This is a genomic window from Microcoleus sp. K5-D4, from assembly GCF_036704575.1.
GTDB lineage: Bacteria > Cyanobacteriota > Cyanobacteriia > Cyanobacteriales > Microcoleaceae > Microcoleus.
Genome location: NZ_JAUBSD010000067.1, coordinates 24,915 through 37,673 on the forward strand (window position 1 = coordinate 24,915; position 12,759 = coordinate 37,673).

Below are 12,759 nucleotides of genomic sequence, written 5' to 3' on the forward strand. Positions count from 1 at the left end.
GGACAGAATTCCGACTTGCGCGCACATTTTAAGCTCGGCTTCGGAGCGCTTTTTTAACAGCGCCGAAATCGCGGTTAGAGGGAACGTGCAAATCGCGAACAATATCAAAACTTACGCATCAAGAGCAAAAAAACCGGGTTTTTTAACCAGGCATAAGGGCTGCAACGAAGTGTTTTCGTAAAAAAAACTGGTTTCTGGTCAAGTCGCGAATCACATAATTCCCCAGTCCGCGGATCTGTAACGAACAGGCGTGTCAAGGGTGTTATCGCAGCATTCGGTGATTTTTGTGCCGAATCTCATAAAACAAAGTGAAAAAATCATGAAACAGCAATTATTGACAAAAGTTTTGGTGGCAACAGCGATCGCCCTCACCGGCCTGACGGTTGCTTCTCAACCGAGTTACGGTCGGCGAGCAGAGGGGGAAAGTGGATTTTGGTGCAGTACCTCGACCGGTGCGCCGGTGACGGTGTACCAAAACGCTCAAGGTGCCGTAGAGCCTTGGATTGAGTGGACTTCCGATTATTTCTCCGGTTCTGGGTACGATCCGGCAACTCGGTGTCAATTAGTGAGTCAACGCCTCGAAATCTATCGCCGCCGACGAATGCTTAAGTACATTACGGCAGGGCAGATGAACGGCCAGAACGTCATCTGCACGGCGAATCAAGTCAATGGGCTGTGTCAAAATTTGATTTATACCCTCAGACCCGGCCAAGACCCGATCGGCTCTTTGTATAATTTGTTGGCTTGGCGCCAAGGATATGTAGGGATGCCGTCTTTTGATGAAAACAGTAAAATTCCTTACATTGATGTCAGCGAAAAGCTAGGGGAAAACATGGATGATGAGGCGCAACTGCCCCCTTTTCCCCACCGTTCGGACAGCCTTAAAGATTGGCAAATTTTCCATCCCATCACTAATTCCAAGGATTGAGGTCGAAAAGTTGGCGCGTCAAACAGCGGTACGCATCCCGACGGGAATATCTTCTGGTTCTGGGACGATCGTCCCAGAACCAGGGCCAAACCTATACGGTGCTGACTAACTGGCACGTTGTGGCGATCGGAAAATGGTCACCGACGACGGTTTCCTCCACCCACTGCTAGGAGTTCGGAGGCGGCTGGGCAATAGCGATCTGGCGATCGTTCAGTTTCGCAGCGCGATCGAGTATAAAATAGCACTATTCACCCTTGAACCCGGAGCGGCGTCTGAGCCAGTGTTGGCAGTCGGCTTTCCTGCGGCTGCTGAGGTTGGGGGTTTGGCGGTGACGCGGGCTTCGTTTCGGTGCTGCTACCCAAATCTTTGCCTCAAGGTTATATTGGGCTATACAAATGAGGTTAAAATCGGTAGGAGTGGCGACCCGATTTTTAATGCCAAAGGTTTATTTGTTGCGATTAACGGTAGGGGCAAGTATCGAAATCCAAATTTTGGCGTCTATGCTTTTGAAGATGGAAGTGAACCAACAGCGGAATTATTGGAGAAAATAATTAAATCCAGTTGGGTAATTCCGATTAGTATATATTTGCAGTTCGCCTCGTCTCATCTAGGGAGTTATCGATGAATGTGTGGAGTTTGCGGTTTGACGCGCTGACAATCATCTTGACAGGTGCATTAACAGTGACGGCGGTTGTCAGCCAACAATATGCTGCCTGTGCCAAAACAGCCGAAGAAATTGCCCAGCTAGCGACGTTGACAACTGTGGAAGTTAACAACACGCTGGGTTTTTTTGCTAGTGGATCGGGAGTAATTATTGCCAAACAGGGCAATATTTACACGGTTCTGACAGCTAATCATGTGGTGGCAAGCCTGGCTCAAAAATACAGCATTCGCACTCATTTGGAGAAGGATTATGCTGCGATTAGAATACAGCGACTCCCGAAAAATGACCGGGATATAGACTTGGCTTTGATACAGTTTCAGAGCCGAGAACAGTATCCAGTAGCACCAATGGGCGAGTCAGAACGTGCTGTTGTCGGTTCTGCTATTTACGTTTCTGGCTATCCGCTGCCAATTTCGGGATTTGAACGAAAACTTGAGTTTACTGCTGGTATCATCTCTTCTCGCTTGGGCAGCGCCTCATCGGGGTATCGTCTGCGCTACCAAGCTGTAACCAGGCGCGGGATGAGCGGCGGGCCTGTATTTGATGCTGATGGCAGGGTGGTAGGAATTCACGGCCAGGGGGATACTGTTGGCACAATTAGGAGTCCGTGGAACGGTCAGATTGAGGAGATAAAAACGGGGCTAAACGCGGCAATCCCGATCGATGCTTTTAGGGAGTTGCTATCACAAAATAAGCATAACGGCTTTGATATTCTCAGCAATCTTTCTATCAGCACCGCCTCTGGTCAAAACCAGCCGAGTCTGGGTTATGGAGGATTTGTGTGCGATACCTCGACGGGCGAGCCGGTGACTGTGTATCAAAACCCGCAAGGGTTCAGGGAGCCTTGGATTCGCTGGAATTCTAATTTCTTTTCTAGTTCGGGCTACGATCCTCTAACTCGCTGCCAACAAGTCACTCAGCGCCTTGAAAATTATAACCGCAATAAACAGCTAAATTATGTGACTGTGGGTATTGTAAATAACCAGAAAGCGATTTGCACGACTAGCCGCGTTAATGGGCCTTGCGAAGGTTTGATCTACACGCTGCGCCGCGATCAAGATCCGACTCCTGCACTTAGCAGTTTTTTTGTTTGGCTGCGGAATCAAAAGGCTGTGCCTTCTCTTTCTGAAAGCGGTACTGCGCTTTATATCGATGTCCGGGAACGGCTGGAACAATTTTAGATTTGGGATTTGAGATCGATTAGTAATGAGTAAACACAGAACCCCGACTTTTTTAATAAGTCGGGGTTCTCAAATAACTACTTATTAGCTTAAAAATTGAGATATTTTACTTATTTATCACTGACATAATAGAACTCATGATTTTTTGGAACACGGAAGCTATAAAATTACTCTTACATTAATCGAATTCAAATTTTTTAGGTATCAAGCATGACAGCAACTACCCCGCAGGCAACGTCAACAACGCCCGCTTTTTGCGAAGGCATTCAATATTTTTCGGAAACACTCCCTGGTTTTGAGACTTATGGGAAAGCACCTGCGATCGCCGAGGGGAGCAAGTCGATCGCCGATCCTGCCGATCCCGTCGCCGTCTTTCAAACGATGCTGGGAGCAGACGCCCTGCGCTACCTGACGCTGCAAGTTACCGCCAGCAAGGCATCGGGACATCCGGGGGGTTTTGCTAGCCAAGCTGAGGCTTATGCCGCTTTGGTGATGCTCGGACACAAGAACATTGTCACCGAAGTCGGCCATCACGCGCCCGGCTTTTACAGTGCGATGTTTCTCGATCGATCTTTGGAGGATATGGGAATTTTCAACGTGCAGCAAGTACGCGATAAATTCCGAGAAAAAGACGGTTTGTTAGGACATCTTTCCGGTTTCATTCCCGGCCTTTTAGCGCCGGCAGGCCCCCTCGGACAAGGGCAGCATTTCGCAATGGCTGGAGCGCTTTTACACCCCGAAAAACTGTTTGCTTTCACAATGGGCGACGGTGGCATGGGCGAACCGTATCCGATGAGCAGCATGGCGCATTTCCACACTGCTTATCCCAAAGCTACTAACTTTTTGCCAGTGTTGGTTTGGAACGGATATTCTCAGGAACATCACAGCATGGTTTCGACTAAAACTAATGCTGAAATGATTGCTTATTGGCAAGGTAACGGTTTTGAAGAAGTTATCTTAGTTGATGCTAAGGAATTTGACGATAAAAATCAACCTGAAGATTATGTTGACAGCACTGCTTTTTCGCTCGAACAGCGCATGGCATTTACCAAAGCTGTTTTACAAGGAGTTGACAAAGCGGCAAAATCTGCTCTCGGCGGCAAATTAACTGTGTTTATTATCAAACAGTTGAAAGGTGCCGGCGTCCACGCGCGCGGAGCAAAATCTCACAACCTTTATCCGAAAGATACGCTGGATGCTCCGCACATTATCAGTGCTTTAAAAGAGCGCGCTTTGCCTGCTGCTGCTTGGGAGTTGGTACGGACAAATAGCGAGCGTGCCGGCGGCGGGCCGGCGGCAAAAACAGTTGTTACTGAGTTTACATTGCCACTGGCCGATTTAGGCGAATTGCCTTTAGAAGAATTTGCAGTTGGGGGAGAACCGAAGATTTCGACAACAGCAATGGGGGTTTTGGTAGGAAAAGTGGGCCAGCGCGATCGTACTTTTCTTGTCACTAATGCTGACGGCAATGAAGCATCGGCAATTGCCAATATCAACCAAGCTCTCAAAATTATTCACCCGACGACCGATGACCTGTACAATCAATCGCCAAACGGTCAAGTTTACGAACCTTTGAGCGAAGATGCTTGCGCCGGTTTAGCCGTAGGTTTATCGCTATTTGGAGCGCGGAGTTTGTGGTGTTCCTACGAATCTTTTGCCATTAACGGTTTACCAATTTGGCAAACTGTAACCCAAGCAATGGCAGAATTGCGCCGTCCAACTCCGGCAACTGTCACCTTATTTACAGCAGGTGCATTGGAACAAGGCCGCAACGGTTGGACGCACCAGCGGCCGGAAATTGAGGCTTATTTTGCGGCGATGATGCGGAACGGAAATGTGTTTCCTTTGTTTCCACTGGATGCTAACAGCATTCAAGCTTGTTACGAGTGGGCTTTGACTGCTAAAAATAAGGGAGTTGTGATTACTGCAAGCAAGTCGCCGCTGCCAATTCGCACTACTTTTGAACAGACTCGCCAAGGTTTGCAAGACGGTGCAATAGTGCTGCACGAAGTCGATTCCCCGCAAGCTTCCCAAAATCAAGGGGAAAGCAAGAAAGTTGTGTTTGCAGTTGTCGGCGACATGACGTTAATGCCAGTGTTTGAAGCGGCGGCATTTTTGGAAACAGAAGGGATTGGAGTGCGGATTGTTTCTGTTGTGAATCCCCGGCGTTTGTATCGTGCTAGCGATGTTGCTTGGGATACTTGTTCGGAACCTGACGGCGGCTTTTTGAGCGATGAGAAATTTGCCGAATTGTTTGGGGGAGATGCCTTGATTGGCGTGACAGGCGGTGCTTCTGGGATGTTGGAACCTGTGATGCTCCGCAGCAATTGCAAGCGGGATACTTTCGCTTGGAAGCGGGGAGAAACTACTGCTAGTGCTGGTCAGTTGATGGCGTTTAATGGGTTGACTGCTGAGGCGTTGACTAAAAGGGCGATCGAGCTAGTTCATTAAGTTAGAATGTGAGTGAATGCCCCTGCCTGGTTTGTGCTGGGTAGGGGCTAGTAATATTTAAAATAGGATGGTGATACCTATGACAGCAAAAATTTTAGAAGAAATAGGTACGCTTGCAGAACAGCGATTGATTCTCCCCGGTTATTATACTTGGGAGCAATTTGAGGCGATCGAATCTTTGATGGCCGACTCTCCTGGTTTGCGGATAACTTATCTTGATGGATGGATCGAGTTTATGACACTGGGCGAAGAACACGAACAAATTAAAAGTGTTTTGGCTATATTTATAGGACTTTACTTTTTTGAGAAAGGGATTAATTTCATTCCTGTAGGGAGTGCAACTCGCAGAGACCGAGCAAGAGATGTATCATTTGAACCAGACGAGTCTTATTATATAGGTTCAAGAAAAGAGCATCCCGATTTAGCCGTGGAAGTAACGATTACTAGCGGTAGCACAAATAAACTAGCTAAATATCTCCGACTTCGCATTGCTGAAGTTTGGTTTTGGGAAAATAATCAGCTTGCTGTCTATCGGCTGCGCGAGGATGATTACGAGCAAGTTTCAAGAAGTGAGTTTTTGCCGGAATTGGATTTAGAATTGTTGGTACGCTGCGTTTTAATGCCTTCAATAATTGAGGCAAGACAGGATTTTTTGAAGGGAATGCGGCCGCAGTAAGCTCGATCGACTTTGTTCACTAAGTTTTGAATGCGATTTCATGCTGTCCCTACCAGGGTTATACCAGATAAGGGCTAGCAATATTAAAATAGAATGGCTATACCTATGACAGCACAAGTTTTAGAAGAAACAGTTACGCTTCTTGCCGAACAGCGATTGATTCTCCCCGGTTATTATAGTTGGGAGCAATTTGAGAAACTCGCATCTTTGATGGCCGACTCTCCGGGTTTGCGGATAACTTATCTTGATGGGTGGATCGAGTTTATGACACTGGGTGAAGCACATGAGACAATCAGTTGTATTCTTAATTTTTTGCTACAACTCTACTTTTGTGAAATGGGAATTGAATATATTCCTGTAGGAAGCGCAACTCGTAGAGACCGGGCCAGAGATGTATCATTTGAACCAGACGAGTCTTATTATATAGGTTCAAGAAAAGAGCATCCCGATTTAGCCGTGGAAGTAACGATTACTAGCGGTAGCACAAATAAATTAGCTAAATATCTGCGACTTCGCATTGCTGAAGTTTGGTTTTGGGAAAATAATCGGCTTGCTGTCTATCGACTGCGCGAGGATGATTACGAGCAAGTTTCAAGAAGTGAGTTTTTGCCGGAGTTGGATTTAGAATTGCTGGTGCGTTGCGTTTTAATGCCTTCAAGGATTGAGGCAAGGACGGAGTTTCTTAATGGGGTTCGGGCAGTGGGTTGAATGCTGAGGAGTTGGTAAAAAGTGCGATCGTCTACGAGGGCTTCGCTAACGACTTGATTGGTTAAGCTAAAATGTGACAGACAACCATTTGCTCTCACAAACAGCCTTTGCGCGATCGGCTCCAAGGATTTGTTATACTGGTAGGTGTAAAGTTACTAAGATCAAAAATATAAAAATTTATAGGTTTTATATTAAATCTTTATGCTGAGGTGAGAATTTATTCGGAATTTTTTCCTGTTTTACTGTTAGATAATTGGGCTTTTTTATCTGCTAATTTAGCTAGAGTGCTAGAAGTTTTGCTGCGGCAGAACATCAATGTTTTGTGAAAAATGGGTATTAATTTTATTGCTTTTTTCCCCGCAAGCCATCAACCAAAAACTCATCATCGATCGATCGCCCGCAGCTACAAACTCATCCCGCGAAACCAGATAGCTTTCTATTTCCGACTCGGAAATCAACCCCTGTTTGACCATTTGCAAAATGGGCCCGGAGTCTAGCAAAGGTTCAAACGCTTCAATTCCAATTAAATCGCTGTGGCTGACAACCGCTTCTAAATCAACGCTACCAAACCCAGCTTCTTTGAGAATGCGGCACAGATTTCGCCCGACGCATAAATTGCCGCCCCGCGATGCCATTACCTGCTTGAATTTCTCCCTGACAATCTCGACTGACCAAGGTGGATTTGTCAGCCAAAACAGATCGGCATCGCTATCAATAATCACCAGTTTGCCGCCCGGTTTCAAGATGCGGAATATTTCTCTAGCTGCTGCGACGGGATCGGGAAGGTGAACGAACAGCAAACGGGCGATCGCAAAGTCAAAGGTGTTATCATCCAAACCAGTATCCGCCACCGATGCTTGAATGCGATTTACTCGAGCGCCCCCTTTGTCCTGCAAATATGCTACTGCTTTTTCATGCAGTACCGGGTCAATTTCTACCGCTGTTACGGGACTGTTTGGCAGAAATTCTAACAGTTTTTCAGTGAAAAATCCCGGCCCGCTACCCGCTTCCAAAACATTCATCCCGTCAGCTAAACCGAACCAAGTTAAATTGCGCGCCTCCTTTTCCCAACTGAGGAGAACTTGACCTTTTAACCGCTGGATTTCTGCGTCAAGTTCCAGATTGTACGTGCTGGCTTGATACGAACCTTCTGCTACCATAAAATCATTCTTTTTCCTGCTGCGACACCTAGATTATAATAGAACTGCGCTAAAGCGCAATTCTCGTTGCGGACATCCACAACGCCAGTTGGCGGACAGATGCAGGACGGGAGCCAGGTAATTCCTCTATTGTAAGAAGATGACCGAGACGATTTTAGATTTGGGATTTTGAATGAGAATTTCAGCGGTTTAAAGCCCCTAGTTTCAACTAGGTCACAAATCGAAAATCGTAAATTCCAAATCTAAAAGGGGTGGACGGATTACCTAAACTGACGATGTTGTGTGGCAACGAATAAATTATGCCCCAGACTTTACCTCAACCGGAGAAACGAACATTTTTAGTTGTGGATGACCATGCGATGGTGTTAGGTGGCACGCTTAACATTCTGAAGCAAGAATATCCAGAGGCAGACATTCTGACGGCTCCGACGGCTCAGGCAGCCCTTCAGCAAATAGCGCAGAGGACCCCGGATTTGGTGATTGTGGATTTGGTGATGCCAGAGACGAGTGGCGAAATAGCTCAAGCGAATTCAGGGCTTCAACTCCTCAAAACGTTGATGGACCAGTATCCGAGTCTAAATATTGTGGTGCAGAGTGCCCATGTTCGGACTTTAGTTTGGCTGAAACCGTTGATCGACAATCACATGGGCGGCTTCACAGTTGTCGATAAGAGCCAGCCGATGAAAGACTTGCTGGCAATGGTTGATTGGGCGCTGCATGAGCGGATTTATACACCCAGAGAGATCCGCAACGGGCTGCAACTCAAACCAGCCTGGATGCAGGTGTTGCAATTTGCTTTTCACGAGAGCTTACAGGATACTGCGATCGCCAAACGGATGAATGTTTCTGAACGCACTGTGCAGCATTACTGGACTAAGATTCGAGATGTGCTAGAGGTGTATCCTGATGATGATAAGAATCTGCGGATTCAAACGGAAGTGCGAGCTAGGGAACAAGGATTGATTGATTAGTGATATCAAGTCTGGTTAATTACTTATAAATCCTGTACGGGCATCGGGCATCGGGCATCGGGCATCGGGCATCGGGCATCGGCCAAACAGTCGTACAAAAGTATGATAACTATATCAACCGGACATTATTATGAAGCCCGATCGATTGCAAGCAGTGAAAGCCGGCGTCACGACTTGGGGAGGAGGAGCGCTTCCAGGGGTGATGGTGATTGTCGCTGTGATGATGGCTAGATTGAGCGGTGCACTTCAGTTTTGGGAGTTGGTTGCGTTCGATCAATTTCTGCGTTTGCGTCCTCCTGAGCCAATGGATGAACGGATTGTAATTGTCGGCATCACTGAGGAGGATATTCAACGCGCTAGAACTTATCCGATTCCCGATCGCGATATTGCCGATTTACTCAAACGCTTGCAAACGTATCGACCGATCGCGATCGGGCTGGATATTGTCCGCGATATTCCGGTGGAACCAGGTCATGCTGAACTAACATCGGTGTTTCGCAGCAGCAAGAATGCGATCGGAGTGGAGATTGCTTTGCCCGATCGCAGTGGCTTTATCGTCAAACCTCCGCCCGCGCTACCACCCGAACAGGTTGGCTTTGCAGATTTCGTACTCGATGCCGATGGCTACCAGCGCCGCAGTTTATTGGGCACTAACAACGATCGACAGGAATACCGTTTTTCCTTCGCAATCCGGCTGGCAGAGCGCTATTTAGCAACCCGAGGAATTAAGCTAGGTAATGGAATTCGCGATCGGGAGGCGATGCGCTTTGGCAGCATTGAATTTACCAGAGTGCAGTCAAACTCTGGCGGATATGTGGGGGCGGATGCAGGCGGGAACCAAATTTTACTGAATGTTCGCAGCGGGACAATGCCATTTCGCGTGCTTTCCCTGGAGCAAATCAAGGCGGGACAAGTAGATCCGAACTGGATTCGAGGCAAAATTGTGCTGATTGGGATGATGTCTTTTAGCGCGAAGGATCTGGCAAGTTCAGGTGCGATCGCAGGTATCAATCCCGGACGGATTTACGGAGTCGAAATGCAAGCCCACGAAACCAGCCAGATGATTAGCGCGGTGCTCGATCGGCGGCCGTTGCTTCAGGTTTGGGGGGAGGGCTGGGAAACGCTCTGGATTGCGGTCTGGGGACTCTTGGGGATGAGTTTGGGACAATTTCTGCGATCGCCCTGGAAAATTTTGATCGGGCTCTTAGTCGCCAGCATTAGCCCGATCGCGCTCTGTTACTGGCTGATTCTTTTGGGATGGTGGGTGCCGATCGTGCCTGTGTTGCTCGTACTCGTGTTGAATGGGGCTGGCTTGACGGCAGCGTTATTTTATCGCCACGAACAGGAACTCCGACTGCGGTTGGAAGAACGTCAATTTGCGATCGAGCAGACCTTTAATGCAATTCATAGCGGCCCGTTACAAACATTGGTTGTGATTTTGAGAACTGCTCAAGAACAAGCCACACCGCCGTTATTTCTACCGGAGTTACAACGCTTGAATCAAGAATTGCGGGCAGTTTACGGCTCTGTGCAACGAGACGCGATCGCAGATGAACCGCATCTCCGCATGGGGAGTGCGATCGAATTGGCCCTGCAGGCTCCATTGCATGAATTGCTCTACAAAGTCTATTCCAACACGCTCGAACAAGAATTGCCCTACCTCAAAACGATCAAATTCAAAATTGTGCAGTTCGATCCCTTGAATACCTCGCATCTGCGGTTGGAACACAAGCGAGCACTCTGCCGCTTTCTGGAAGAAGCGCTCTGCAATGTCGGGAAACACGCGATCGAAGCTACTCGATTGACTGTAATTTGCACTCAAGAGGGCGATCGGCAGGTGATTCGGGTGGCGGATAATGGTAGGGGGAAACAGTCTCCGTCAGAAACGCTTAGCTTGGCTGAAATCGATCGAGACAGGGAAACAACCGAAGATCCAAACCCTAAACTTCAACCTTCAGGATTAGGAACCCAGCTTGCAAAGAACTTAGCCAAACAGTTAGGCGGAGCATTTCGGCGCTACCCGAATCAACCGAAGGGGACAGTGTGCGAGTTAACCTGGCCAGCAAAACGGCGGTGGTTCTGGTAATTGCTTGGGTTCACCCTTGTCAAATCGGAGCTAATTGAGATGAGATATTGCACCATTTTCAATAAGGCATTTATGAACGGGCAGGATGCCCGTTCCACAAGAAATTCACTCTTTGTGGAACGGGCATCTTGCCCGTTCTTGAGAATGGTCCAAGAGCTCAGATATAACGATCGACAACACGGCAACTCTGGATAGGGCAATGCCCAAAGCGTGTCAACTTAAGCTGTCAGTCCACCCAGTCCTCTCTTGAGAATGGTCCAAGAGCTCAGATATAACGATCAACAACACGGCAACTCTGGATAGGGCAATGCCCAAAGCGTGTCAACTTAAGCTGTCAGTCCACCCAGTCCTCCCGCCCACCCGGCAGTCCGCCAGGGAATGAATTCCCTGTCTCAGAGCGAAAGTCCTCTCAAAGAGGACTGAAGAACTCATTAGTCGTCTGAAGACGACTTTCGCTTTGAGGCAGGGGTTTAAACCCCTGCCGGACTGCCGGACTGAGGGTTTGCCCTTAAGCTGATACCAATATCTTTGCACCTTCCCGCAAACGAAGCTTGCGGACAGTCCTCTATTGTGTTTGTGTATTCTTGATTACTCTAGAAGATAGTTACAGATGAGGATTCAGATGATGACTCACGAGTTGAAGCGTCGAACCGTTTACTCTGCCGGCATTGCGAGTTTAATGCTGAGTATTTCGTTCTGGGTCGCTCCTGTAGCGCTGGCCAAATACACTCCTCCTCAAAACCCTTCTAAACCGAAAGAAACGGGGACGAATACCACTCGCAGCAGCAGTTGTGAAGGTAATTCATCGGCGAGATTGACTGCCTTAGTGCCGTTTAGCCATGTGGGAGTGACGATTTCTGGGCATCCGACCTTTACCTGGTTTGTACCCGATAGCCCTCCTCGTCCGCTGCAATTCCGGCTGTTTACTCGCACGGGACAACTGCTCTACAGAACCGAGATGCAGAGTCAGCCAGGAATAATGTCGGTTGCTTTGCCCTCAAATCTGCCCCAACTGTTGATCGGGCAATCCTATCAGTGGCAAGTGGTGTTGGTCTGCGATCCGGATGATCCTCCGAGCAATGTGGTGGCGGCGGCAGAAATCCAAGTAGTCCAGCCTGCTGCGTCGTTGCAGTCTCAACTTGCAGCAGCCCAAAGTCCCCAACGGCGGATCGACTTGTATGCGGAGGCGGGGCTGTGGTATGACGCGATCGCCGAAGCGCGCAAAGCCTCTGAGACTTCTCAAAGCCAAGCGGCGGTGCTGGAACTGCTAGATTCTCTCGCTAGTTCGGAAGCTGAACCTTTGAAAGATTGGAGCGATCGCTTGAAACAGATTAGAGCGATCGAACAACAACGCCAACTCCCGCAACCCAAACCCTAAAATCCCATGCAGCCTGACTCGCTAAAACTACTTAAATCCAGTAATTGTAAAGTGCGATCGGGCTTCCTGTTTCCCCTCGCCTTTTGCCTTTTGTCTGTTGCATTTTACATTCCTCCCCACTCCTCACTTCCGGCTGCTGCTCAAACTACGGATGCCCGTCAAGCAGAGGGCGATCGGCTGTTCTGGCTGGGGGCTCAACAGTATCAGACTGGGCAATTAAGAGCAGCGCTTAATTCCTGGCAGCAGGCACTGCAAATTTATCGCGCCCTCAAAAACCGCCAACGGGAGGGTGCGGCACTAGGCATTGTGGGACTCGCTTACCGCTCCCTGGGCGACTATGGCAATGCCATTGAGTATTCACAGCAGTGGTTGGTCATCGCCCGTGAAATTAAAGACCGCCAAGGGGAAGGGAATGCACTGGCGAATTTGGGAAACGCTTACAACTCTCTGGGCAACACGGCTAAAGCCATTGAGTATGCACAGCAGACTTTAGCCATCGCCCGCGCAATTAAAAACCGCCCATGGGAAGGGAATGCACTGGGGAATTTGGGAATCG

At 48.4% G+C, this 12,759-nt stretch carries 11 protein-coding genes; 10 read left to right on the top strand and 1 reads right to left on the bottom strand.

Features of this window, described 5'->3' with window-relative positions:
* The first annotated feature begins 319 nt into the window (after positions 1-319).
* From QUA77_RS19775 to QUA77_RS19800, 6 genes are all read left to right on the top strand, one after another.
* Complete coding sequence (locus tag QUA77_RS19775; protein WP_333451977.1) at positions 320-928, top strand: COP23 domain-containing protein; 609 nt, start codon at positions 320-322, stop codon at positions 926-928.
* A 133-nt stretch (positions 929-1,061) separates the two neighbouring features.
* Complete coding sequence (locus tag QUA77_RS19780; protein WP_333451978.1) at positions 1,062-1,553, top strand: hypothetical protein; 492 nt, start codon at positions 1,062-1,064, stop codon at positions 1,551-1,553.
* A complete protein-coding gene (locus QUA77_RS19785; RefSeq protein ID WP_333451980.1) occupies positions 1,550-2,773 on the top strand; it encodes a COP23 domain-containing protein in 1,224 nt (407 codons plus the stop codon). The genes QUA77_RS19780 and QUA77_RS19785 overlap by 4 nt, the downstream gene beginning before the upstream one ends.
* A 210-nt stretch (positions 2,774-2,983) precedes the next feature.
* Positions 2,984-5,224 (top strand): phosphoketolase, encoded by a 2,241-nt coding sequence (locus tag QUA77_RS19790; protein ID WP_333451981.1) that lies wholly within the window; start codon positions 2,984-2,986, stop codon positions 5,222-5,224.
* Between the two features lie 79 nt (positions 5,225-5,303).
* Positions 5,304-5,900, top strand: coding sequence for a Uma2 family endonuclease (locus QUA77_RS19795; protein WP_333451983.1), 597 nt, complete (start codon positions 5,304-5,306; stop codon positions 5,898-5,900).
* A gap of 105 nt (positions 5,901-6,005) precedes the next feature.
* On the top strand, positions 6,006-6,608 hold the full coding sequence (locus QUA77_RS19800; RefSeq protein WP_333451996.1) for a Uma2 family endonuclease: 603 nt from the start codon (positions 6,006-6,008) through the stop codon (positions 6,606-6,608).
* Between the two features lie 287 nt (positions 6,609-6,895).
* On the opposite strand, the gene QUA77_RS19805 is transcribed toward QUA77_RS19800, so the two are convergent.
* Positions 6,896-7,768, bottom strand: a complete 873-nt coding sequence (locus QUA77_RS19805) for a class I SAM-dependent methyltransferase (protein ID WP_333451984.1) — start codon at positions 7,766-7,768, stop codon at positions 6,896-6,898.
* 299 nt (positions 7,769-8,067) lie between these two features.
* Here QUA77_RS19805 and QUA77_RS19810 point away from each other — a divergent pair, with 299 nt between their 5' ends.
* The 4 genes from QUA77_RS19810 to QUA77_RS19825 all read left to right on the top strand — a co-directional run.
* The gene (locus QUA77_RS19810; protein WP_333451986.1) at positions 8,068-8,739 is read left to right on the top strand and encodes a response regulator transcription factor; all 672 of its coding nucleotides are present in this window, start codon (positions 8,068-8,070) and stop codon (positions 8,737-8,739) included.
* A 130-nt stretch (positions 8,740-8,869) separates the two neighbouring features.
* Entirely contained in the window at positions 8,870-10,825 is a 1,956-nt protein-coding gene (locus tag QUA77_RS19815) for a CHASE2 domain-containing protein (protein WP_333451988.1), read from the top strand.
* A gap of 610 nt (positions 10,826-11,435) precedes the next feature.
* Positions 11,436-12,203, top strand: coding sequence for a DUF928 domain-containing protein (locus tag QUA77_RS19820; RefSeq protein WP_333451990.1), 768 nt, complete (start codon positions 11,436-11,438; stop codon positions 12,201-12,203).
* Positions 12,204-12,209: 6 nt separating this feature from the next.
* Positions 12,210-12,759, top strand: a 550-nt coding sequence (locus QUA77_RS19825; RefSeq protein ID WP_333451991.1) for a tetratricopeptide repeat protein, incomplete at its 3' end; no start/stop codon positions are given.